Below are 25,338 nucleotides of genomic sequence, written 5' to 3' on the forward strand. Positions count from 1 at the left end.
GACAAGTGCGGTGTCGGTACGGAGACGCGGGCCCAGCGGGTCAGCGCGGTCCCGCGGCGACCGCCTGTTCGATCATGGCCCGTAGTTCGTCCGGGGACCCGAGGGGGCGATCCGCGTCGGTCGAGTCCGCCCGGTCGACCCTATCGCTCCACCCCGACTCCTCGCCCGTCCGGTCGGCGAGCTCGTTGTGCAACCACAGGAAGTACTCGACGTTCCCCGACGGCCCGGGCAGCGGGCTCGCCACCACACCGCGCGTCCGCAGTCCGTGCGCGGCGGCCTCGGTCGCGACTCCGAGTACCGCCTCGGCGCGTAGCGCGGGATCGCGGACCACGCCGCCCGATCCGACCCGGTCCTTGCCGACCTCGAACTGCGGTTTGACCATCGGCAGCAGGTCGGCGCCCGGCGCGCAACAACGGGCCAGCGCGGGCAGCACCAGGCCCAACGAGATGAACGACAGGTCGGCGACCACGACGTCGACCGGGCCGCCGATGGACCCGGGCTCGAGGTGCCGGACGTTCGTCCGGTCATGGACCACGACGCGCTCGTCGTTCTGCAACCGCCAGATGAGTTGTCCGTATCCGACGTCCGCGGCGACCACCTCGCGGGCCCCGCGGCGCAGCAGCACATCGGTGAATCCCCCGGTCGATGCGCCGGCGTCGAGGCACCGACGCCCCTCCACCGTCAGGCCACCCGGCTCGAACGCCTCGAGCGCACCGAGGAGCTTGTGCGCGCCTCGTGACGCCCAGTCGTCTCGCGGACCCTCGTCGACGACGATCGGGGTGTCCCGGGTGACCCCGGTGGCCGCCTTCGACGCGATGGTCCCGTTGACCCGGACCGACCCGGCATCGACGAGCTCACGCGCCTGTTCGCGCGATCGGGCGAGACCTCGGCGGACGAGTTCGGCATCGAGTCGTGCTCTGGCGACCATGGTCAGAACCGCTCCCTCGTGGACGACTCCGGTTTCCGCACCGAGGCCGGTCTCATCGTCGGTCCACGGCGTCGAGGGCCGCGGTGAGCGAGTCATGGGCCTGCTCGAGAAGCGCCGCCTGACGTTCGAGCGCCGCCAGCGAGAAGGCGTCACCCGCCGATTCACGGATCTCGTCGACCTGCGCGAGCATCTCGGTGACCTCGGCCTCCACGTCGGGCAGCTCCCCGACCCCATCGGCGGTGCCGAATGCGTCGACGACGGGGTCGAACTGCCGACGCGGCATCGCTCCCGGCGTGGGCCGGGACGGACCTGGGTCAGCCGAGGAGGCAGTCGGGTGAGTCATCGTGGACCACGCTAGCCGACGACTGTGACACCGAGGGATTCGAGCTTGGTCCTCGCGGCTCCCTCCGCGATCACCCGCAAGTCGTCCGGATCCGCGGACCCGGCATCGACTGCGGCCCAGGTGGCGGCGGCGAGCGCGGGCACCAGTCCCGCCTCCGCGCCGGAACCGGCGACCCGCACGGTCGGACCCTCGACGGTGATGTCCCAACCGGGCTGGTCGGACACCCGCACGGCGTCGATGTCGACGAAAAGGCCGGCGAGGTCGTCGAGAACGTAGGTGGGTCGCTGCTCCGGGGGCGCCGACAGCAGATCGTCGACCGTGCTCACACCGGTCAGTACCAGGGCGCTCTCGATACCGACGGCATGGCCGCCCTCGATGTCGGTGTCCAACCGGTCCCCGACGACGAGCGGAGCGCTCGCCCGAGCACGCGCGATCGCGTCGGCCATCAACGGCGCGGCGGGCTTGCCCGCCACCAGGGGCTCCTTGCCCGTCGCGTTACGCAGCGCGGCGACCATCGAACCGTTCCCCACGAGCAGGCCCCGCTCGGACGGCAGGGTGGCGTCGATGTTCGTCGCGATCCACAGCGCGCCGGCCCGGATCGCGAGCGCCGCCTCCGACAGTTGCGCCCAACCGGTGTCCGGCGAGTGGCCCTGGATCACCGCGGCCGGTCGGTCGTCGGCACTACGCGTCACCCCGACACCGACTTCGCGGACTTCTTGCGCGAGTCCGTCGGTACCGATCACCAGTGCACGCGAACCCGGCTCGAGATGTTCGGACAGCAGCCGCGCGCCCGACTGTGCACTCGTGACGACGAGGTCGTCGGTCGCCTCGAACCCCAGCTCACGCAGGTGCGCGGCCACCTCGGACGGCCGCCGGCTCGCGTTGTTGGTCACGAAGAACCGCGGGATGTTCAGCCGGGCGAGGGCATCGAGCGCATTCGGCAGCGCGTGATGCCCGGCGAACACGGTGCCGTCCAGGTCGAGGAGTAGTGCGTCGTGACGATCGACAAGGGTCACGGAATCGGACGGCGATGTGATGGCGGGTTCGGCCGCAGACTCGGTTCCCGACGACTCGTCCAGGGTGGCGAGGGGATTGGGCACCCCTTCCACGATGGTCGACTCGGCGATCACGTCATCGCCGGCATCTCCCTCTTCCTCGGCAACGGCGGACACCGCCACCGAATCCGAGGTCTGCGACAGGTCGGCCGTACCCGGAACGGCCTCGATGGAGTCCTTCTCGATGGTGTCGTTCTCGATGGCACCGGACGCAGCAGGCGAATCGATTGCGGTTGTGACATCGGGCGCAGGCGCCGAGGCGGGCGGGATCGGGTCCGCATCGGAGTCGATGTCCCTATCGACAGCCGGCACCGACAGCGGGCTGTCGAGCTCGCCTGGCGCAACGCCGTTCACTCCCACACTCTCGGACGGCTGGTCGTCGTTGGCCAGCTCGGTCAGCCGGAACTCGGCATCGGTGACGTCGTCGACGTCGGCGGCCGCCGCGTTCATGAACCAGGTGATCGCGTCGTCGCGACGGCCGGCAGCTTCCAGGGCAGACGCATATGCGTAGAAGAGACGGGCCGGTCCGGTACCGAGCTGGCCGGGCTTGAGGTTCTCGGCCTGCAGGGTGACGACGGCTTTCTCCGGTTCACCGAGGTCCATGCGGGCACCGGCTTCGACGATCCGCATCTCGGTGGCATCGTCGCCGGTCAGTGACCGTCCCTCGTCACCGCGCGCGATCTCGACGGCACGTTCGGGGCGCCCGAGTCCGCGTTCGCAGTCGGCGATGAGCGGCAACAGGGCCGGGTTGCCGGTGATGCGCTTGGCTGCGCGGAGTTCGGTCGCCGACTCCTGCCACTCGCCCGCGTTGTAGGCAGCGATGCCGACGGTCTCGCGAACGACGCCGACCCGGGAAGCGCGAGCGCGAGCGGCACGTGCATGTTCCAGCGCCTGGACGGGATCCTCGAGCAGGATGCGCGACACCATCACCAGGTGCCGCGCGACGATCTCGGCGTTGGCCTTGTCGAGCGTCAGCAGATCACGGCGCACCTCGGGATCGAGATCCGACGCCGCGATGTCCTCGGGTAGCGGTGGCCCGGGCTGCCGGCTGCCGCGATCAGATCCGCGGTCACGCCCCGGACGATCATTCCGGCCACCTCGACCGCCATCCCGCTGTCCACGTGTGTCCCGCTGGCCGCGCCCGTCGCGGCGCGGACGATCACGATCACTCATAGCCGCCAATCTATGCCCTCGAACCTTGCTGAGTTGTGCCGCCCGGCGATGACGCATCAGGCGACCGACGAACGAGAAAGACCCCGTATCCGACGAAAGAAATCATCGAATACGGGGCCTTTCTGAAATTGTGTTCGGCGGTGTCCTACTCTCCCACACTGATTAGGGTGCAGTACCATTGGCGCTGGAGGGCTTAGCTTCCGGGTTCGGAATGGGGCCGGGCGTTTCCCCTCCGCTATGGCCGCCGTAACTTTGTGAAACAGCTGTCACACAACAGTGTTTGTTTGTTTGTTGTGTGTTGTTTCAGAAGTACATAGTGGATGCGAACACCAACCGAACCTGAGGTTTGGTGATGTTGTGGGTGTTGTTGGTAAGTCCTCGGCCGATTAGTACCAGTCACCTGAACACATTGCTGTGCGTACAGTTCTGGCCTATCAACCCCATGGTCTGTGGGGGGCCTTAACCCCGCGAAGGGGGTGAGAAACCTCATCTTGGAACAGGCTTCCCGCTTAGATGCTTTCAGCGGTTATCCCTTCCGAACGTAGCTAACCAGCAGTGCCCCTGGCGGGACAACTGGCACACCAGAGGTTCGTCCGTCCCGGTCCTCTCGTACTAGGGACAGGTTTCCTCAAGTTTCTTACGCGCGCGGCGGATAGAGACCGAACTGTCTCACGACGTTCTAAACCCAGCTCGCGTGCCGCTTTAATGGGCGAACAGCCCAACCCTTGGGACCTACTCCAGCCCCAGGATGCGACGAGCCGACATCGAGGTGCCAAACCATCCCGTCGATATGGACTCTTGGGGAAGATCAGCCTGTTATCCCCGGGGTACCTTTTATCCGTTGAGCGACACCGCTTCCACTTGCCGGTGCCGGATCACTAGTCCCGACTTTCGTCCCTGCTCGACATGTACGTCTCACAGTCAAGCTCCCTTGTGCACTTACACTCAACACCTGATTGCCAACCAGGCTGAGGGAACCTTTGGGCGCCTCCGTTACCTTTTAGGAGGCAACCGCCCCAGTTAAACTACCCACCAGGCACTGTCCCTGAACCCGATCAGGGTCCGAGGTTAGAAGTCCAATACGATCAGAGTGGTATTTCAACAACGACTCCATGAACACTGGCGTGCCCACTTCACAGTCTCCCACCTATCCTACACAAACCGAACCGAACACCAATACCAAGCTATAGTGAAGGTCCCGGGGTCTTTTCGTCCTGCCGCGCGTAACGAGCATCTTTACTCGTACTGCAATTTCGCCGAGTCTGTGGTTGAGACAGCAGAGAAGTCGTTACGCCATTCGTGCAGGTCGGAACTTACCCGACAAGGAATTTCGCTACCTTAGGATGGTTATAGTTACCACCGCCGTTTACTGGGGCTTAAATTCTCAGCTTCACCACCCGAAGGTGATTAACCGGTCCTCTTAACCTTCCAGCACCGGGCAGGCGTCAGTCCGTATACATCGTCTTACGACTTCGCACGGACCTGTGTTTTTAGTAAACAGTCGCTTCTCTCTGGTCTCTGCGACCCACACCAGCTCAGACCGAAAAGATCGTCACCAGGATGGGTCCCCCTTCTCCCGAAGTTACGGGGGCATTTTGCCGAGTTCCTTAACCACAGTTCTCTCGATCGCCTTAGTATTCTCTACCTGACCACCTGTGTTGGTTTGGGGTACGGGCCGTGTACCAACTCACTAGAGGCTTTTCTCGGCAGCATAGGATCATGGAATTCGCCACAACGGCTACGCATCACCTCTCAGGCTCTGTGAGTGACGGATTTGCCTATCACTCGCCCTACAGGCTTACACCAGTACAACCACTGACTGGCCCCACTACCTTCCTGCGTCACCCCATCGCTTGCCTACTACCAGCCAAGGTCCCATGCATCACCCCACTCGGCACCCGAAGGTGCTCCCGGGGGATCAGGATGGTTAGTACAACTGATTCAGCATGGGCGCGGATACACGGGTACGGGAATATCAACCCGTTGTCCATCGACTACGCCTGTCGGCCTCGCCTTAGGTCCCGACTCACCCTGGGCGGATTAGCCTGGCCCAGGAACCCTTGGTCATTCGGCGGCAGAGTTTCTCACTCTGCTTTCGCTACTCATGCCTGCATTCTCACTCCCACACCCTCCACACCTGGATCACTCCGGCGCTTCCACGGATGCAGGACGCTCCCCTACCCACCCCACCCACTACACAGAAGTCCGTAAACCTCTGCGGATGTCATGGTGGAGTGCCGCGGCTTCGGCGGTGTACTTGAGCCCCGCTACATTGTCGGCGCAGGATCACTTGACCAGTGAGCTATTACGCACTCTTTCAAGGGTGGCTGCTTCTAAGCCAACCTCCTGGTTGTCTTCGCGACCCCACATCCTTTTCCACTTAGTACACGCTTAGGGGCCTTAGCCGGCGATCTGGGCTGTTTCCCTCTCGACTACGAACCTTATCGCCCGCAGTCTCACTGCCACACTCTCACTTACCGGCATTCGGAGTTTGGCTGACGTCAGTAACCCTGTGGGGCCCATCGGCCATCCAGTAGCTCTACCTCCAGTAAGAAACATGTGACGCTGCACCTAAATGCATTTCGGGGAGAACCAGCTATCACGGAGTTTGATTGGCCTTTCACCCCTACCCACAACTCATCCCCTCCATTTTCAACTGAAGTGGGTTCGGGCCTCCACGACGTCTTACCGACGCTTCACCCTGGCCATGGGTAGATCACTCCGCTTCGGGTCTAGACCCGGCGACTCAAACGCCCTATTCAGACTCGCTTTCGCTACGGCTACCCCACACGGGTTAACCTCGCCACCGAGCACTAACTCGCAGGCTCATTCTTCAAAAGGCACGCCATCACCCGCCCCGAAGGCACAGGCTTTGACGGATTGTAAGCGTCCGGTTTCAGGTACTATTTCACTCCCCTCCCGGGGTACTTTTCACCTTTCCCTCACGGTACTAGTCCGCTATCGGTCACCAGGAAGTATTCAGGCTTACCGGGTGGTCCCGGCAGATTCACAGCAGATTCCACGAGCCCGCTGCTACTTGGGGACACCGTCACGCAAGACCATGTGTTTTCAGCTACCGGACTCTCACCGACTACGGCAGACCATTCCAGGCCACTTCACCTAACACATGATTTTCTCACTCACGCTTCCACAGGCAGATGGAAGAAGACGAACCCCACAACCCCACACACACAACCCCTACCCGGTATCACATGCGCATGGTTTAGCCTCCTCCGCTATCGCTCGCCACTACTCACGGAATCACAATTGTTTTCTCTTCCTATGGGTACTGAGATGTTTCACTTCCCCACGTTCCCCCCACACAGCCTATACATTCAGCTGGTGGTAACACGACATCACTCGTGCTGGGTTTCCCCATTCGGACACCCTCGGATCACAGCTCGTTTGACAACTCCCCGAGGACTATCGCGGCCTACCACGTCCTTCATCGGCTCCTGGTACCAAGGCATCCACCGAACGCCCTTACACACTTACAACAACACCTACAAACAACCCCCACAAGGAGGATCGAATGTAGACATCACACAAACACTCAAAACATTATCTGCTAAATCACAGACCAAGCACCCCAACAACGTTGGAGCATTGGTTTGAAATAAAGATGCTCGCATCCACTATGCACTTCTCAAACAACACACGCCGATCACCACTTGGCCGCTCCACACCCCATCACAGGATGCATCAGCACGACCTCACGATGACCAGCTCAGAGAAAACGTGTGTTCTCTCAGAACCCCGATAGTGTGTTGGGAGCAGCGAGCCAGTCACCCGGCAAGCTCACCACCAGCGCCTGCCCATATGAGGCCGGCACCTTGCGTGGCGTGTTTGATGTTTCACCCTTGAACACACATGCGCCGCAGAACAAACGCCTGCTGAAACACGTGTTGTTGTGTGCTCCTTAGAAAGGAGGTGATCCAGCCGCACCTTCCGGTACGGCTACCTTGTTACGACTTCGTCCCAATCGCCGATCCCACCTTCGACAGCTCCCTCCCACAAGGGGTTAGGCCACCGGCTTCGGGTGTTACCGACTTTCATGACGTGACGGGCGGTGTGTACAAGGCCCGGGAACGTATTCACCGCAGCGTTGCTGATCTGCGATTACTAGCGACTCCGACTTCATGGGGTCGAGTTGCAGACCCCAATCCGAACTGAGACTGGCTTTAAGGGATTCGCTCCACCTCACGGTATCGCAGCCCTCTGTACCAGCCATTGTAGCATGTGTGAAGCCCTGGACATAAGGGGCATGATGACTTGACGTCATCCCCACCTTCCTCCGAGTTGACCCCGGCAGTCTCCTGCAAGTCCCCGGCATAACCCGCTGGCAATACAGGACAAGGGTTGCGCTCGTTGCGGGACTTAACCCAACATCTCACGACACGAGCTGACGACAGCCATGCACCACCTGTACACCAACCACAAGGGAACGACTATCTCTAGCCGCGTCTGGTGTATGTCAAACCCAGGTAAGGTTCTTCGCGTTGCATCGAATTAATCCACATGCTCCGCCGCTTGTGCGGGCCCCCGTCAATTCCTTTGAGTTTTAGCCTTGCGGCCGTACTCCCCAGGCGGGGTACTTAATGCGTTAGCTACGGCACGGATCCCGTGAAAAGGAACCCACACCTAGTACCCACCGTTTACGGCGTGGACTACCAGGGTATCTAATCCTGTTCGCTACCCACGCTTTCGCTCCTCAGCGTCAGTTACTACCCAGAGACCCGCCTTCGCCACCGGTGTTCCTCCTGATATCTGCGCATTTCACCGCTACACCAGGAATTCCAGTCTCCCCTGTAGTACTCAAGTCTGCCCGTATCGCCTGCACGCCTGCAATTGAGTTGCAGAATTTCACAGACGACGCGACAAACCGCCTACGAGCTCTTTACGCCCAGTAATTCCGGACAACGCTCGCACCCTACGTATTACCGCGGCTGCTGGCACGTAGTTGGCCGGTGCTTCTTCTCCAGGTACCGTCACTCACGCTTCGTCCCTGGTGAAAGAGGTTTACAACCCGAAGGCCGTCATCCCTCACGCGGCGTCGCTGCATCAGGCTTGCGCCCATTGTGCAATATTCCCCACTGCTGCCTCCCGTAGGAGTCTGGGCCGTGTCTCAGTCCCAGTGTGGCCGATCACCCTCTCAGGTCGGCTACCCGTCGTCGCCTTGGTAGGCCATTACCCCACCAACAAGCTGATAGGCCGCGGGCCCATCCCACACCGCAAAAGCTTTCCACCAACCACCATGCGACAGTTGGTCATATCCGGTATTAGACCCAGTTTCCCAGGCTTATCCCAGAGTGCAGGGCAGATCACCCACGTGTTACTCACCCGTTCGCCACTCGAGTACCCAGCAAGCTGGGCCTTTCCGTTCGACTTGCATGTGTTAAGCACGCCGCCAGCGTTCGTCCTGAGCCAGGATCAAACTCTCCATGAAAAAATGCAGAAACCAAATCAGCCCGAAAGCCAACGTTTCAACACAAAATCTTCAACCAGGAAAGCAAAACCTGACCAAAATAATCCTCAAAAAAACTGGCATCAAAAAATAAACTCATCAGCGCCACGCGACATAAAGGTCGCGGACACATCATCCAAGCAAACCATCTGACACCAAAATATGGCATCAAACAATCCACCAACACACTATCGAGTTCTCAAAGAACACACACCCACCAGACGTCCTCGATGTGAAGCCGGCTCCGATGAGCTCTCCCTGAGCGCGAGAAATACTCACGCTCTTGTTCTCGGGAGAGGCCCGCACAGGCGGCCCGAGCGAGTGGCTCGGGCACTTTTGCTTCCCCGGGGCTTGCGGCTCCGGGGGAGTTGCTCTCTGCGGTGCGTCGATTAAGTTACACAGGCGCGAACAACGCGTCAAATCGCCAGGTCAGAGGCCTAGTCTGGCGCCGGCGAAGCTCTTCTTGCCGCGACGCACCACCAACCACCGCCCGTGGAGCAGATCGGCGTCGGCCGGCTGCCACTCCGGGTCGGTGATCTTGGTGTTGTTCACGTAGGCGCCGCCCTCGGACACTGCACGGCGAGCAGCTTTGTTGGACTCCGACAGCTTCGTGTCGACCAGCAACTCGATGATCGTCGGACGGGTCTCGCCGTACTCGGCGATCGAGGTCTCCCCGACCGCGGCCGCGAGGGTCGCCTCGTCGAGTTCATCGAGCTCGGCCCGCCCGAACAGTGCCTGGCTGGCGAGTTGGACCGCATCGGTGTTGGCCTGACCGTGGATGAGGGTCGTCATCTCGGCGGCGAGTGTGCGCTGTGCGCGCCGCAGGTGCGGGGTCTCGGCGGTGGCACGTTCGAGTTCGTCGATCTCCTCGCGCCCCAGGAAGGTGAACCAGCGCAGGTAACGGATGACATCGGCGTCCGCCGTGTTCACGAAGTACTGGTACCAGGAGTAGGGGCTCGTCAGTTCCGGGTCGAGCCACAGACTGCCCCCACCCGTGGACTTGCCGAACTTCTTGCCGTCCGACGAGGTCACGAGCGGAACCGTCATCCCGTGCAGCGCCGAGCCGTCGAGTCGACGGGCCAGATCCACGCCGCCGACGATGTTGCCCCACTGGTCGGAACCACCGATCTGCAGCACGCATCCGTACCGGCGGTTCAGTTCGACGAAGTCGTTCGACTGCAGGAGCAGGTAGCTGAACTCCGCGTAGCTCATGCCGTCGGCCTCGAGGCGTCGCTTCACCGTGTCGCGCGCGAGCATCACGTTCACCGAGAAGTGCTTACCCAGGTCGCGGAGGAACTCGACCGCTGACAGCTTGCCGGTCCAGTCCAGGTTGTTCACCACCACGGCGCCCGTACGGGTGTCGTCGATGTCGACGAACCGCCGAAGCTGCGCATCGATACGCGCGGCCCACTCGGCCACGGTGTCCGCCGAGTTCATCGTCCGCTCCCCCACGTCGCGGGGATCACCGATCAGACCGGTGGCACCGCCGGCGAGGACGATCGGACGATGACCCGCCAATTGGAAACGCTTGAGGGTCAGCAACGGGACGAGGTGGCCGGCGTGCAGACTCGCCGCCGTCGGGTCGAAGCCCGCGTACAACGTGACCGGTCCGGTCGCGAGCGCCTCCCCCAGTGCACCGAGATCGGTGGACTGGGCGATCAGCCCGCGCCATTGCAGTTCGTCGAGGATGTCGACGGTGGCGGGGACGGCAGTCGGCCGGGAGGACTCGGCCGGTCGGGGTGGTTCGACGTTGTCAGCACTCACCCCTCGATCTTGTCATCCGACGAGATCGAGGTGCGGTCGAGGTGACGCCCGCAGGCGGGCTACTCCGGCTGAGAACCGACGATGCGCTCGTGCTCGGCGTCGTCGACCGTGCGCGCCTCGTCGACGAGCATCACCGGAATGCCGTCGGAGTCGATGCGGTAGGCGACATGCAGCCGCGGGTTGTAGAGCTCGTCGCCGGCGTCGACCAGCGGACCGTGGTCCTGCGGGCAGGCCAGGCGTTCGCGCACGATCGGGTCGATGGCCTCAGCGCGTGTCGTCACCCGGATCAGCCTAGGGCATTGCGCGTCGAGGTCCCGCTCCAGTCCAGCTTCTCCGCCACGGTCCTCGTGTACCTGCGATAGCGCCCTTCGTCGTCGCGATACCAGACGCGCGCACCCGGTTTCGGAAGTCCCTCCTCGACCAGACCGGTGCTGAGCGGGCGGAACGACGCCGACTGCGGGATCTCGTCGACGACGTGGACGAGATGAGGGCGCTCCTCGGCCCGGTACTCCCCCAGCGTGATCCGCAGTTGTGTGACCGTGAGCGAGTCCGGCGTGACCCCGGGCCGGAGGGTCACCGCCGCGACGACGACCTGGTGGCCGGGTTCGCCGACCCCGTAGACGACGACCTGGTCGACGCTCTTCAGTCGGGACAGGGCGTGGGCGATCGGGGGGATGAACACCGGGCCGTCCGCGGTCCGGAGCACGCGGTCGGTCGCTCCGAGGAAGTACAGGTCGCCGTCGGCGTCGCGCACGAACAAGTGACCCGACACCTCCCACCGATCACGCGTCGTGAAGACGTCGCGGAGCACCGTCCCGTTGGTGTCGAACTTGTGCTTGGCCTTGGCGAGGAGCAGACCGGGCTCCCCCGTCTCCGCCCGGCGGACGAAGCCCAAGTCGTCGATGAGCAACCGGTCGCCGACGATGTCGTAGGCCGCGACCTCGACGGGGTTCGTCTCCGGCAGTGGCCGGCCGACGGAGGACAACTTGTCCCCGGAGACGTTCGCGAGGATCGCCGAGCCGTCGGCGGTCGCGAAGAACTCGAGGATGCGCGCGCGGGGGAAACTCGAGCACACGTCCTCCCAGAGTCCCGCCGACATACCCGAGCCCATGAACAACCGGATCGGGTTGTGCTGGTTGATGTGGAAGTCGGGGTCGCGAACGATGCCGCTGAGCATCGACCAGGTGTAGGACACGACGGTGATGCCGTAGCGCTGCACCTCGACGGCGAAGTTCGTGGGATCGATGCCGTTCGACAGCGCGATCCTCGACCGCCCGACCACCGTCGCCCCCAGGGTCGTGAGCAGCCCCGACGCGTGGTGCAGCGGCGGCAGGCAGTACACGGTGTCGCGGTCGGTGAGCGCCGCCGCGGCCGCGGCGCCGAAGGCCGACATCGCGAACCGGTGGTTGGTCACCGGCCATGGAACGAGCTTGCCGTAAGCCCGGCTGAACAGGATGAACGCGAGGTCACCCGCGAGGCCGGGGTCGGGCCGGTACCAGGTCGGCATCACGACTTCGTCGGGATCGATGCGTTCCATGTCGACGATCGAGGTGCCGTCCGCACCGTCGATCGCCCGGGAGTCGCCACTGCCGCCGCCGAGCACCAGGACACGGTCAGAGGCGGCACTGGCGAGATCGAGATTGGTGGGGTCGGTGACGATGACCGAACTGTCGGCGAGCCGCATCATCTCGCGGACGTCGGCGTCCGCGGCGAGCAGCACCGCCACCGCGCCCAGACGCGAGAGCGCCGCGATGACGACCAGGGCGCTCGGCCGGGTGTCCATCAGGACGCCGATGTGCTGACCGGGGCGGATGCAGCAGTCGACCAGCCCGGCCACCACGTTGTCGATACGCGTGTTCACCTGGGCGTGGGTGAGCACACGGTTCTCGAAGAGGAACAGTTCCTTGTCGCCGCCGCGCTTGGTGTTCTCGGCCATCAGCTTCGACAGGGAGATGCGCGTCCCGCTCTGGATCTGTCCCAGCCGGAACAGTCGGGGGACGGTCCGCACCGACTCCGAGGCGACCGCCCGCGAGGTGCGCTGCAGGGAGTTGGCCAGGCCGAGCAACTCGCGTGAGGCGGCGGTGCCGGCGTCGGCCACCGACCCCACACCGTGCGTGAGTCGCGACGACAGGCTGACCCCGCCGCCGTGACCCGGCTCGACGAGCGACATCTCGGAGACGAGTTCGGGGCGCGGACCGTTGTCGGAGAGCCAGTTCACCCAGTCGGAGGTCGTCGGCCAGGTGTGTTCACCGGCCGCGCTGCCGACCACGAGTCCGAAATGTCCGGCCGGCAGGGTGGATTCGTACACCTCCGCGTCGGGCGCGGCGCGGACGATGCCCCGTACCGCCGCCGGTTGCCCGATGTCGTCGGCATCGCCCACGAACGCGAGCACCGGGCAGGTGATCTCGGCGAGGGACACCAGATCGCCGTTGATCACGAAGCCGCCGGAGACCATGCGGTTGTGCGCCACGAACTGCCGGAGCAGCTCGGCGATCGCCGGGCCGGACCATGCGACCCAGCCGTCGGCCTCCAGGAAGCGGCGCTGGTCCTCCCGTGGGAGCAGCGCCTCACGATCGTGCAGACGGCGCAGGAAGTCGATGCGGCTGCGCACCGTCTTCACCGGATCCAGGAGCTGGAAGCCGGTGCGCGCCATCCAATCCCGCACCCAGAGATTGCGTGAGAACGCCTTGTCGGCCAGGAACTCGGCCGCCGGGGCCACCAGTCCCGCGGGCAGCCCCAGGGGCAGTGCGGCGAGGACGTCGACGGGGCTGCCGAACGTGATCAGACTCGCGATCCCCTTGGACCGGCGGTAGGCCGCGGTCTGGTAGGCGAACATCCCGCCCTGCGAATACCCGGCGAGGTGGATGTCACGGCCGGTCGCCTCGACGATCAGGTCGATCGCGTGGCTGATCGCGACCACGTGGTCGGCGAGATTGCGTTCCATCCCGCCTTCTTCGGAGTCGGGTGACCCGAAGTCGACGACCCACGGCGTGATGCCGTTGCGGTGCAGAATCGACACCGCACCGTTGTGCTCGGTGACGTCATAGACGTTGGCCGACACCATCATCGGCGGCACCAGGACGATGTTCGGACCGGTCGACGGATCGTTCGGGAAATACCGACGCAGCCGGAACATCTTGTGTGTCTCGACGACCGCGAAGGGCGCCGGTTCGGTGCCGGTCTCCAGTCCACCGAACCGCAGCACCTCGAGGCCGTTCTGCGCAGTGGCCAACACCCTGCCGACCGCCCCCACGAGATCGGGGCCCCCGTCCCACACCGCCATCGTGTCGATCCTCCCGTCGTCGGTGTACCGGCCTCACCAGCGCGTTGATTGTCGCGGCGCCGGTGACACAGGTCACTGTACCCAGTCGTGCGGAATCAGCGGCGCCCGCCGTGCCCAGCGGTCCAGCGTGTCCGGAGATCGGCGGTCTGGGCCGTGACGACGTCGATCTGCCGCCGGACCTGTCCGGGTGCGGTGCCGCCGTGCGCGTTGCGCGACTCGACCGAACCGCGGACGGTCAGGACGTCACGCACCGCCGGCGTCAACGCCGGATGGACACCGGCCAGCGTCGCGTCGTCGAGTTCGTCCAGGCCGACGCCCCTGGACTCGGCCTCGCGGACACACGCACCCGCGGCCTCGTGCGCCACCCGGAACGGCACGCCCTGTCGGACCATCCATTCGGCGATGTCGGTGGCCAGGGTGAAGCCCGCCGGCGCGAGTTCGGCCATGCGGTCGGTGTGGAACTCCAGCGTGGCGACCAGGCCGGTCACCGCGGGCAGCAGCAGCTCCAGTTGGGCCACCGCGTCGAAGACCGGTTCCTTGTCCTCCTGCAGATCCCGGTTGTAGGCCAGCGGTTGCGCCTTCAGTGTCGCCAGCAGTCCGGTGAGGTCGCCGATGAGACGACCCGCCTTGCCGCGCATGAGTTCGGCGACGTCCGGATTCTTCTTCTGCGGCATGATCGAGCTGCCGGTGGACCACGCGTCGGCCAGCGTCACGTAGCCGAATTCCGGTGTGCTCCAGATGATCACTTCTTCGGACAATCGGGAGAGGTCGACTGCGATCATCGCGAAGACGAACGCGGCCTCCGCGGCGAAATCGCGCGATGAGGTGGCGTCGATCGAGTTCTCCGCGGGTGCGTCGAAGCCCAGGTCGGCGGCGATCGCCGCCGGATCGAGGCCGAGGGAGGAGCCGGCCAGGGCGCCGGAACCGTAGGGCGACACCGCGGTTCGACGATCCGCGTCGGCGAGCCGGTCGATGTCGCGCAGGAGTGGTTGCGCGTGCGCCAGCAGATGGTGCCCCAGCAGGACCGGCTGTGCGGCCTGCAGGTGCGTCTTGCCCGGCATGATCGCGTCGGGATGGGCCGCCGCCTGTGCGGTGAGCGCGTCGACGACGTCGAGCAGGCCCAACGCGACCCGCCGCATGGCGGCGCGCAGCCACATCCGGAACAGGGTCGCGACCTGGTCGTTGCGTGAGCGCCCCGCGCGTAACCGGCCCCCGAGTTCGGGACCGACGCGCTCGATCAGGCCGCGCTCGAGCGCGCCGTGGACGTCCTCGTCGGACTCGGCCGGCCCGAAGCTGCCGTCGGCGACATCGGCGGCGAGGCGATCGAGCCCGTCGAGCATGCCGGTGAGGTCCTCGGCGGTGAGCAGCCCGGCCTTGTTCAGCACCCGTGCATGCGCTTTGGACGCTTCGATGTCGAACGGGGCCAGGGCCCAGTCGAAGTGGGTCGACTTGCTCAGCGCGGCCATCGCCTCCGCCGGACCACCGGCGAAGCGACCGCCCCAGAGCGAACCCTGGTTGGTCGTCCCGCCGGTCTCCGGGCCGCTGCCGCCGCCGGTGCCCGCACTCACAGATTCAGGTCCCGCTTCGCGGCGATCTTCGACGACAGGCCGTGCAGCTCGACGAAGCCGCGGGCCGCGGACTGATCGAAGGTGTCGCCCTCGTCGTAGGTCGCGAGGTTGAAGTCGTAGAGCGACTCCGAGCTGCGGCGGCCGGTCGCGGCGATCGTGCCGCCGTGCAGGGTCAGCCGGATCTCGCCGGTCACGTGCTCCTGCGTGGAGGCGACGAACGCGTCCAGCGACCGCTTCAGCGGCGAGAACCAGAGACCGTCGTACACCAGCTCGGCCCACTTCTGGTCGGTGCCGCGCTTGTAGCGGCCGAGCTCGCGCTCGATGGTCACGTGCTCGAGTTCTTCGTGTGCGCGGATGAGAACCATGGCGCCGGGCGCCTCGTAGACCTCGCGGCTCTTGATGCCCACCAGGCGGTCCTCCACCACGTCGAGGCGTCCGACGCCCTGGGCGCCGGCCCGACGGTTGAGTTCCTGGATCGCCTCGAGGACGCTCACCGGGCGGCCGTCGATGCTGACCGGGCGGCCCTTGTCGAAGCCGATGATGACCTCGTCGGGCGAGTTCCAGTTGACGGTGGGGTCTTCGGTGTAGTCGTAGACGTCCTTCGTCGGCGCGTTCCACAGGTCCTCGAGGAAGCCGGTCTCGACCGCGCGTCCCCACACGTTCTGGTCGATCGAGAACGGCGACTTCTTGGTCACGTTGATCGGGATGTCGTTCTCCCCGGCGAAGGCGATCGCCTTCTCGCGGGTCCAGGCGTAGTCGCGGACCGGCGCGAGCACCTGCAGATCGGGCGCCAGGGTGGCGAAACCGACTTCGAAGCGGACCTGGTCGTTGCCCTTGCCGGTGCATCCGTGGGCGACGACGGTGCCGCCGTGATCACGGGCGGCGGTGACCAGGTGCTTGGCGATCAGCGGGCGCGACAGCGCCGAGACGAGCGGATAACGATCCATGTAGAGAGCGTTCGAGGTGATCGCGCCGAGGCAGTACTCGTCGGCGAACTCGTCGCGGGCATCGACCACGACGGCCTCGACCGCGCCGCAGTCGAGTGCGCGCTGGCGGATGACCTCCATGTCCTCGCCGCCCTGACCGAGGTCGAGTGCCACGGCGACGACCTCTTTGCCGGTCTCCTTCTGGATCCAGCTGATCGCGACCGAGGTGTCCAGGCCGCCCGAGTATGCGAGTACGACACGTTCTGCCATGAGGTGAAGCTCCTGTTCTGCGCGATGACCGAGTCCATCATCGGCCCCGGTGTTCCGACGACACCGCCCGGGTATCCGGTTGGCGGCGTCTCGGCTGTTCGTTTGGTGTGGTCTGCCGGTTCCGCGGAGGCGGAACCGAGAATGTCGATGCGGCGAGGGTTACACGAGGCCCTCGATCCGGCGGGCGAGTTCCGCTCCGTCGAGCGGCTCGCGCGCGACGACGAAGATCGTGTCGTCCCCGGCGATCGTCCCCACGACGTCGGGCAGGCGCGCCCGGTCGAGCGCAGCCGCCAAGTAGTGCGCGGCGCCCGGGGGCGTTCGCAACACCGCGAGGTTGCCACTGCTGTCGGTCGAGACCAGGAGGTCCGACACGAGCCGGCCGAGCCGGTCGGTGCCGCCGGACACCCCGCGGACGGGCGAACCGTCTTCGGGCACCACGTAGACCCCGGCGCCGCCGTCCGCGGCCCGGAGCTTCACGGCCCCGAGCTCGTCGAGGTCGCGTGACAGGGTGGCCTGGGTGGCGTCGACGCCCTCCTCGGCGAGCAACCGCTGCAGCTCCGACTGGCTGCGGACCTGATGCGTGGACAGGATCTCGATGATGCGCGCATGACGCCCCGCCCGGGTGGCGGCGAGGCGGCTCTCCGAGGGTTCGGCTCCGGCGGTCATCGTGGGTGTCCGCTCACTGGTGGTCCAGCAGCCAGATCAGCAGCGCCTTCTGCGCATGCAGGCGGTTCTCCGCCTCGTCGAACACGACGCTGCGGGGTCCGTCGATCACCGAGGCGGTGATCTCGTCGCCACGATGGGCCGGCAGGCAGTGCAGCACGATCGCATCATCGGCGGCATGCATGAGCAGGTCATCGTTGATCTGGTACGGCCGGAACGGCGCCGTGCGGTCCTTTCCGTCGTCCTCTTGCCCCATGGACACCCAGGTGTCGGTCACCAGGACGTCGGCCCCCGTCGCGGCGGCGACGGGGTCGGTCTCGAGCGTCACCGAGCCGCCGGTCTGCGCGGCACGCTTCTCGGCGTCGGCGATCACCGCCGGGTCCGGCTGGAAGCCGTCCGGCGAGCTGAGGACGACGTGCATGCCGGCCGTGACGCCGCCGAGCGCCAGCGAATGCGCCATGTTGTTCGCGCCGTCACCCAGGTACGTCATCGTCAGGCCCGCCGGCTGGCCCTTGTGCTCGGCGATCGTCTGCAGGTCGGCGAGCACCTGGCAGGGGTGGAACTCGTCGGACAGCGCGTTGACGACCGGGACGGTGGCGGTCGAGGACAGCGCCTCGAGCCGGTCCTGCCCGAACGTCCGCCACACGATGGCGTCGACGAAGCGGGACAGGACGAGGCCGGTGTCCTCCAGGGTCTCCTCGCGGCCGAGCTGGGTCGTCCGGCCGTCGACGACGACCGCATGACCGCCGAGCTGGGCGATGCCGACCTCGAACGAGAACCGGGTGCGCGTGGAGTTCTTGTCGAAGATCACCCCGACCCCGCGGGGCCCTCCAGCGGCCGGAAGTCGAACGGCTTCGCCTTGACCTCGGCCGCGAGTGCGAGCACCTCGGCCTGCTCGGCCGGGGTCAGGTCGTCGTCGCGCAGGAAATGTCTGGTCATGGCTTGTCCCCCTCGTTCGATGTGGCGGCGGTGTCGAGCAGTGTCGGTAGCGCGCGCACGAAATCCTGTCCCTGCTCCTCGGCGAGGATCAGCGGCGGGGCCAGGCGCAGGACGTCGGGCGCGGGTGCGTTGATCAGGAACCCCGCGTCCCGGGCGGCGGCCTCGACGCGCTGCGAGAGCGGCTGCGTCAGCACGACACCGAGCAACAGGCCGGATCCACGCACATGCGAGACCAGCGGATGCTGCAGGTCCTCGATGCCGGTCGCGATCGACTTCCCCACCGCGGCAACGGAATCGAGGAGACCGTCGGCTTCGATGACCCTCAGGACGGCCAGCGCGGCGGCCGCACTGACCGGATTGCCACCGAAAGTGGTGCCGTGCTGGCCCGGCCCGAACAGGTCGGCCGCCGGGCCGGTGGCGATGCACGCGCCGATGGGGAGGCCACCGCCCAATCCCTTCGCAAGCGTCATCACATCGGGGACCACGCCCACCTGCTGATGGGCGAAGAACGTACCGGTGCGGGCGACGCCGGTCTGCACCTCGTCGAGGATCAGCAGCGCGCCGCGCTCCTCGGTGATCCGGCGAGCGGCCGCCAGGTAGTCGGCCGGGGGCACGACGACGCCGGCCTCGCCGAGGATCGGTTCGAGGATCACCGCGGCGGTCTGGTCGGTGACCATGGCGTCGAGCGCGTCGACGTCACCGTAGGGAACGAACCGGACGCCCGGCGGCATCGGTTCGAACGGAGTGCGTTTGGCGGGCTGACCGGTCATCGCGAGCGCACCCATGGTGCGTCCGTGGAAGGCCTGCTCCGCCGCGACGATCTCGGGCCGGCCGGTCCGTCGGGCCAGTTTGAACGCGGCCTCGTTCGCCTCGGTGCCGGAGTTGCAGAAGAACACGCGACCCGGATGGCCGAACCGGCCGAGCAACGCCTCGGCGAGTTCGACGACGGGCGGGGCGATGTACAGGTTCGACACGTGTCCGAGTGTCTGGAGCTGGCGGGTGACCGCGTCGACGATCGCCGGGTGGGCGTGGCCGAGGGCGTTCACCGCGATCCCGCCGAGCAGGTCGAGGTAGCGCTTGCCATCGGCGTCGGTGACATACGCTCCCGAGCCCTCCACCAGGGCGATCGGGGGTGTGCCGTAGTTGTTCATCAGCGACTGTGCCCAGCGCTGCTGCAGTGGCGCGGTCATGCGTCCTCCTCGGGCGCGACGACGGTGGTGCCGGTCGAGCTCTCGGTCAACAGTTCGGCCAGTACGGAATGGGCGACACGCCCGTCGATCACGTGTGCGCGGTCGACGCCGCCGGTGACGGCGCGCAGGCAGGCCTCCATCTTGGGGACCATGCCGGAATCCAGCGACGGCAACAGCGCGGTGAGGGTGTCGGTGGCGATCTGGGAGACCAGGGATCCGCGGTCGGGCCAGTCCGTGTACAGGCCTTCGACATCGGTCAGCATCACCAGCCGGGACGCCCCCAGCGCCTCGGCGAGAGCACCGGCCGCGGTGTCGGCGTTGATGTTGTGCACCACCCCGTCGCGGTCCGGCGCGATCGTCGAGACGACCGGGATGCGGCCGGCGGCAATCAGATCCAGCACCGCCGAGGTGTTGACCGACGCGATGTCACCGACGAGGCCGATGTCGGTGGGAACACCCTCGACGAGCACCGTGCGCCGCGTCGCGGTGAACAGGTGGGCATCCTCACCGGTGATGCCGACGGCATACGGTCCGTGCGAGTTGATCAGCCCCACGAGCTCCCGCCCGACCTGACCGAAGAGAACCATGCGGGCGACGTCCATGACCTCGGGGGTCGTCACCCGGAATCCGCCCTTGAACTCACCCGAGAGTCCCAGTCGCTTCAGCATCGCCGAGATCTGCGGGCCACCACCGTGAACCACCACGGGATGCATGCCGCAGGCGCGCAGGAAGACCATGTCCGCCGCGAACGCCTTCTTCAACTCGTCGTCGATCATGGCGTTGCCGCCGTACTTGACGACGACGGTCGCACCGGCGAGTCGCTGCAGCGCGGGCAGGGCCTCGGCGAGGACCTTCGCCTTGGCCAGGCCGGCCGCGGGGTCGATCGGGTGGACGCCCGATTTTGTCTCGCTCATGACGAATACGCCGAGTTCTCTTCGACGTACGCATGGGAGAGGTCGGTGGTGCGGACACTGGCCGCCGACTCTCCCAGCGTCAGGTCGACGACGACGGCGATGTCGGGGCCGGACAGGTCCACATCTCGCGCGCCCTCGACCCCGAAACCGTTCTCGCACACCGGGTTGCCGTTGAACGACACCGCGATCCGGTCGGGGTCGACGGTGACCGGCGACGCACCGACCGCGGCGAGTACCCGTCCCCAGTTGGGGTCCGACCCGAAGAGGGCGGTCTTCACCAGCGAATCTCGCGCGACGGCGCGGGCGACGGTCAGCGCGTCGTCCTCGGTGTGCGCCCCGGTGACCGTGATGACGACCCGCTTCGTGACGCCCTCGGCGTCGGCCATCATCTGGGCGGCGAGATCGTCGCAGACGGCGAACACCGCGTCGTCGAGATCGCTCTGCTCGACCGGGATCTGGCTGGCGCCCGAGCTCAGCAGCAGAACCGTGTCGTTCGTCGAGCACGAGCCGTCGATGTCGAGCCGGTCGAAGGTGCGTGCCGTCGCCCTGCGCAAGGCGGTGTCGAGCTGCTCGGCGGTGGCCACCGCGTCGGTCGTGAGCACGACCAGCATCGTCGCCAGCGACGGTGCCAGCATTCCGGCGCCCTTGCCCATGCCGCCCACGTTCCACCCCTGCGGGTGGTGCAGCGCAGCCTGTTTGGGGACGGTGTCGGTGGTCATGATCGCGTGGGCCGCGTCGGTGCCGCCGGACAGGCCGCCGCCCATGTCCTGGACGATCTCGGTGACCCCGGCGAGGACCTTGTCCATCGGCAGCCGGTCGCCGATCAGTCCGGTGGAGCACACCGCGACCTCCACGGCGCCCGTGCTGGTCCCCCAGTTGCTGAGCGCGTCGGCCACCGCCTCCGCGGTCTTGTGGGTGTCCTGGAAGCCGCCCGGTCCGGTACAGGCGTTCGCGCCGCCGGAGTTGAGGATCACGGTGCGCAGCCGGCCGGTGGTGAGGACCTGCTGTGACCACAGCACCGGTGCCGCCTTCACCTGGTTGCGGGTGAAGACGCCGGCGGCGGAATGGTCGGGGCCCTCGTTGAAGACGAGTGCGAGGTCGAGCGCACCGGATGCCTTGATGCCCGCCGCGATTCCGGCGGCCCGGAACCCCAGGGGCGCGGTGACGCCCTGGTTCCGCACGAGCCGCGGGTGATCGCCGGGGGCGCCGCCCTCGATCCGGTCCTGCTCTGTTTCCGCGCTGCCCTGCGATCCGGTCACGGTGCCACTCCCACGGTGCTCAGTCCCTCGTTCTCGGTCCAGCCCAGCGCCAGGTTCATCGATTGGACCGCGGCGCCGCCGGTCCCCTTGGTCAGGTTGTCGACTGCGCCGACGACCACGAGGGTCTGTGCGCGTTCGTCGACGGTCACGCCGAGCTGGACGGCGTTGGAGCCGATCACCGAACCGGTGGCAGGCAGCCGCCCCTCCGGCAGCACGTGCACGAATTCCTCGTCCGCATAGGCCTTCTCGTAGACCGCGCGGGCCTCCTCCGCGGTGGCCCCGGTGCGCGCGGTGCACGTCGCGAGGATGCCGCGGGCCATCGGGGCGAGGATGGGCGTGAAGGAGACGGTCACCGGCTGTTCCGCGGCGGTCGAGAGCGCCTGGGAGATCTCCGGCGTGTGCCGGTGGACCCCGCCCACGCCGTAGGCCCGCGCGGACCCGATGACCTCGGACGCCAGCAGGTCGACCTTGGGCGACCGTCCGGCACCCGATGCCCCGCTCACCGCGACGACGGTCACGTGCGGATCGGCGATGCCCGCGGCGATGGCCGGGAGCAACGACAGGATCGACACCGTCGGATAGCAACCGGGCACCGCGATCCGGCTCGCGTCCCGGAGCGTTTCCCGGTTGCCGGGCAACTCGGGCAGACCATACGGCCAGGTCCCGGCGTGGTCTCCGCCGTAGTACGACGTCCATTCACCGGCGTCGCGCAACCGGAAGTCGGCCCCGCAGTCGATGATCAGCGTCGTCGGCGGCAGGGCATCGGCGATCACCGCGGATGCGCCATGCGGCAGGCCCAGGAAGACGACGTCGTGTCCGGCGAGGATCTCCGGTGTCGTGTCCTCCAGGACCCGGTCGGCCAGCGGGAGCAGATGGGGATGGTGCGCACCCAGGAGCGTCCCGGCATTGCCACCCGCGGTGAGCGCGCCGATCTCGAGTTCGCCGGATCGCAGACGGGGGTGCCCGCACAGCAACCGGAGTATCTCGCCACCCGCGTAGCCGCTCGCGCCGGCCACCGCCACCCTCACCTTGCTTGTCGAAGCCATATGATCATTATGCAGCAGGCTGCAAATCAATTCACGGCGGGGTGACACGCCGATGGGGTCAGCGGAGACGGGCCCCCACCCGCGCGGCGGCTGCGTCGACGGCGGCCAGCTTGGCCTCGTTGGCCTCGTCCTCGGTGAGGGTACGGTCCGGGGCGCGGAACCGCAGCGAGAACGTCAACGATTTGTTGCCCGCTCCGACCTGTTCACCGGTGAAGACGTCGAACAATGCGATGTCCTCGAGCAGGTCGCCGGCCCCCTCACGAAGCGCCTTCTGGACGTCCGCAGCCGGGACCTCCCCTCCGACGACGACGTTGACGTCCTGCAGGACCGCGGGGAACACCGACACCGACGGCGCCGGGAGTCGCGCGTCCAAGGGCAGTGCGTCGATGTCGATCTCCACCGCGCAGGTCCGCTTCGGCAGATGGGCCCGCTCGAGCACCGCGGGGTGGAGTTCGCCGGCGTAACCGACCGTGCGGCCGTCGACCGTCAGCCGCGCGCAGCGGCCGGGATGCCATGGGCGCTGATCGTCGGCGGTGAGCTCGACGGTCACCCCCGCCGCGCGACCGATCGTGCGCGCCGCCTCGAAGGCATCGAGGTGGTCGGCGGCGCGTCCCGGCCCCCAGGGGCCCGCGGGATCGCGCAGTCCGGTGAGGACGACGCCGACGTGCAGCGGCTGATGGGGCAGCGAGGCGTCGAGCGCCGCGATCTCCTCGTCGGTCGGGCGGCGCGTGACGTCGAGCGCGTCCACCGCGGCGACGTGATCGCCGGCGATGACGACCTGACCGATGGTGAACAGCGACAGATCCCGCTGACCGCGTGCGATGTTGCGGGCTGCCATCTCGAGTAGCCCCGGGAGCAACGTCGTGTTGAGCTCGGGGCGATCGGATTCGAGTGGGTTGAGGACCTTCACGGTGCGCCGGCGCTCATCGTCGGCGGGCAGGTCCCAGAGGTCGAACACGCCGGCCGGCATGAACGGATACGGCAGGACCTCGACGTAGCCGTCGAGCGCGAGGGTGCGTCCCACGCTGCGCCGGCGTCGCTGAACCGGGGTGAGTCCGGTGCCGCCGGGCGCGCGCGGAACCACGGCGGGGATGTCCTCCAAGCCCTCCAGGCGCAGGACCTCCTCGACCAGGTCGGCGCGTTGCCGCAGGTCGGGTCGCCACGAGGGCGGGAACACGTCCAGCTCGTCGGTCCCGGTCACCACGCAACCGACCTCGGTCAGCCGCGTCAGGGTGGTTCCCGGCGGATAGCTGACGCCCGCGACCCGGTCCGGTTCGTCGGCTGCGATGGCGATGGTCGACCGGATCGGGGTCTGGACATGCGTCTCGGACAGCGGTGAGGCGATGCGTCCGCCGGCGATCTCGACGATCAGCCGGGCGGCGCGGTCGGAGGCCACCGCGGTGATCTCGGGGTCGACGATCCGCTCGAACCGCTTGCTGGCCTCGGAGGTCAGCTTGTGGCGCTTCGCGGTGCGGAAGACCCGAACCGGATCGAAGGTCGCCGACTCCAGCAGCACCGTCGTCGTCTCGGGACCCACCTCGGTGCTCGCGCCGCCCATGACACCGGCGAGGGCGATCGGTCCGGTCTCGTCGGCGATCAGCACATCCTCGGGGTCGAGGACGCGAACGGTGTCGTCGAGGGTGGTGAGCTTCTCCCCCGGCTGGGCCGACCGGACCGTGACGGCTCCGGTGACACGGTCGGCGTCGAAGGCGTGCAGCGGCTGACCGAGTTCGATCATGACGTAGTTGGTGGTGTCGACGATCGCGGAGATGGGGCGGATACCGGCGACCATGAGCCGCTTCTGCATCCACCACGGGGAGATCGCAGTCGGGTCCACACCGGTGATGACCCGAGCGGTGTAACGCGTCGCGCCGGAGTTCTCGTCGATGGCGACCGGCCACGCCGGGGCCGACCCGTCGTCCGCCAGGTCCGCGGCCCGGAGTCCGGGATCGACGAACGGGACCCCGAAGCTGCCCGCGAGCTCGCGGCCCAGGCCGCGCACCGAGAACGCGTAGCCGCGGTCGGGGGTGACGTTGACGTCGATCGCCGCGTCGGCGAGTCCCAGCACCTCGCGGGCGTCCGCGCCCGGTTCGGCGGTCCCGGGCGCGAGCACGAGGATGCCGCTGTGATCGGTGCCGATACCCAGCTCGGAGACCGAGCAGATCATGCCGTCGGACACCCGGCCGTAGGTCTTGCGCGAGGCGATCTCGAAGGGACCGGGGAGCACGACCCCCGGCAGCGCGGCGACGATCAGGTCACCCTCGGTGAAGTTGCGTGCACCACAGACGATTCCGCGGGGCTCGTCCTCACCGACGGCGACCGTGCAGAACCGGATCGGCTTCTTGAACTCGGTGAGCTCCTCGATCGTCTCCACGCGACCGATCACCAGCGGTCCGGTGATCTCCGGGAACGCCTCGATGTCCTCGATCTCGAACCCGACACGGACGAAACCGGCGTCGATCTCATCGGTGGTCGCCGACCACTGCGGGTCGCCGGCGCGGAGGACCTCGGTGTACCAGGACTGTGGTGCACGCACTGTGTATCAACTACTTT

The 25,338-nt window shown here is 66.5% G+C and carries 14 protein-coding genes, 3 rRNA genes and 1 pseudogene; all 18 read right to left on the minus strand.

What is annotated here, in order from left to right:
* Positions 1-40 precede the first annotated feature (40 nt).
* The 18 genes and pseudogenes from QAD21_RS14125 to pheT all read right to left on the minus strand — a co-directional run bounded on the left by QAD21_RS14125 (position 41) and on the right by pheT (position 25,321).
* Positions 41-928, minus strand: a complete 888-nt coding sequence (locus QAD21_RS14125) for a TlyA family RNA methyltransferase (RefSeq protein WP_068972182.1) — start codon at positions 926-928, stop codon at positions 41-43.
* Between the two features lie 52 nt (positions 929-980).
* A complete protein-coding gene (locus QAD21_RS14130) occupies positions 981-1,271 on the minus strand; it encodes a hypothetical protein (protein WP_068972159.1) in 291 nt (96 codons plus the stop codon).
* 11 nt (positions 1,272-1,282) lie between these two features.
* Positions 1,283-3,499: an HAD-IIA family hydrolase gene (locus QAD21_RS14135; RefSeq protein WP_277244338.1), complete on the minus strand. Its 2,217-nt coding sequence runs from the start codon at positions 3,497-3,499 to the stop codon at positions 1,283-1,285.
* A gap of 132 nt (positions 3,500-3,631) precedes the next feature.
* Positions 3,632-3,748 (minus strand): 5S ribosomal RNA (gene rrf, locus QAD21_RS14140).
* A 117-nt stretch (positions 3,749-3,865) separates the two neighbouring features.
* Positions 3,866-6,996 (minus strand): 23S ribosomal RNA (locus tag QAD21_RS14145).
* 426 nt (positions 6,997-7,422) lie between these two features.
* Positions 7,423-8,945, minus strand: a 16S ribosomal RNA gene (locus QAD21_RS14150).
* Together the 16S, 23S and 5S rRNA genes form the textbook arrangement of a ribosomal RNA operon.
* 447 nt (positions 8,946-9,392) lie before the next feature.
* Positions 9,393-10,727 carry a tyrosine--tRNA ligase gene (gene tyrS / locus QAD21_RS14155; protein ID WP_165629966.1) on the minus strand — a complete coding sequence of 445 codons (1,335 nt, stop codon included), beginning with the start codon at positions 10,725-10,727 and terminating at the stop codon, positions 9,393-9,395.
* Positions 10,728-10,786: 59 nt separating this feature from the next.
* Positions 10,787-11,008: a Trm112 family protein gene (locus QAD21_RS14160; RefSeq protein ID WP_058253839.1), complete on the minus strand. Its 222-nt coding sequence runs from the start codon at positions 11,006-11,008 to the stop codon at positions 10,787-10,789.
* Positions 11,009-11,013: 5 nt separating this feature from the next.
* Complete coding sequence (locus QAD21_RS14165; RefSeq protein WP_277244428.1) at positions 11,014-14,010, minus strand: AMP-binding protein; 2,997 nt, start codon at positions 14,008-14,010, stop codon at positions 11,014-11,016.
* 95 nt (positions 14,011-14,105) lie between these two features.
* A complete protein-coding gene (gene argH / locus QAD21_RS14170; RefSeq protein WP_137810672.1) occupies positions 14,106-15,578 on the minus strand; it encodes an argininosuccinate lyase in 1,473 nt (490 codons plus the stop codon).
* Positions 15,575-16,774, minus strand: a complete 1,200-nt coding sequence (locus QAD21_RS14175) for an argininosuccinate synthase (RefSeq protein ID WP_058253842.1) — start codon at positions 16,772-16,774, stop codon at positions 15,575-15,577. The genes argH and QAD21_RS14175 overlap by 4 nt, the downstream gene beginning before the upstream one ends.
* 159 nt (positions 16,775-16,933) lie before the next feature.
* Entirely contained in the window at positions 16,934-17,440 is a 507-nt protein-coding gene (locus tag QAD21_RS14180; RefSeq protein WP_010844368.1) for an arginine repressor, read from the minus strand.
* A 13-nt stretch (positions 17,441-17,453) separates the two neighbouring features.
* Positions 17,454-18,376, minus strand: a pseudogene (gene argF / locus QAD21_RS14185) (ornithine carbamoyltransferase).
* Positions 18,373-19,566 (minus strand): acetylornithine transaminase, encoded by a 1,194-nt coding sequence (locus tag QAD21_RS14190; RefSeq protein WP_065632070.1) that lies wholly within the window; start codon positions 19,564-19,566, stop codon positions 18,373-18,375. The pseudogene argF and the gene QAD21_RS14190 overlap by 4 nt, the downstream one beginning before the upstream one ends.
* Positions 19,563-20,480: an acetylglutamate kinase gene (argB, locus tag QAD21_RS14195; RefSeq protein WP_280359748.1), complete on the minus strand. Its 918-nt coding sequence runs from the start codon at positions 20,478-20,480 to the stop codon at positions 19,563-19,565. The genes QAD21_RS14190 and argB overlap by 4 nt, the downstream gene beginning before the upstream one ends.
* Positions 20,477-21,739 carry a bifunctional glutamate N-acetyltransferase/amino-acid acetyltransferase ArgJ gene (gene argJ / locus QAD21_RS14200; protein ID WP_280359749.1) on the minus strand — a complete coding sequence of 421 codons (1,263 nt, stop codon included), beginning with the start codon at positions 21,737-21,739 and terminating at the stop codon, positions 20,477-20,479. The genes argB and argJ overlap by 4 nt, the downstream gene beginning before the upstream one ends.
* Complete coding sequence (gene argC, locus QAD21_RS14205; protein ID WP_165629964.1) at positions 21,736-22,785, minus strand: N-acetyl-gamma-glutamyl-phosphate reductase; 1,050 nt, start codon at positions 22,783-22,785, stop codon at positions 21,736-21,738. The genes argJ and argC overlap by 4 nt, the downstream gene beginning before the upstream one ends.
* A 58-nt stretch (positions 22,786-22,843) precedes the next feature.
* Complete coding sequence (pheT, locus tag QAD21_RS14210; protein ID WP_280359750.1) at positions 22,844-25,321, minus strand: phenylalanine--tRNA ligase subunit beta; 2,478 nt, start codon at positions 25,319-25,321, stop codon at positions 22,844-22,846.
* Between the last annotated feature and the right edge of the window lie 17 nt (positions 25,322-25,338).

It is taken from the genome of Gordonia sp. SMJS1 (genome assembly GCF_029866425.1).
Lineage (GTDB): Bacteria > Actinomycetota > Actinomycetes > Mycobacteriales > Mycobacteriaceae > Gordonia > Gordonia hongkongensis.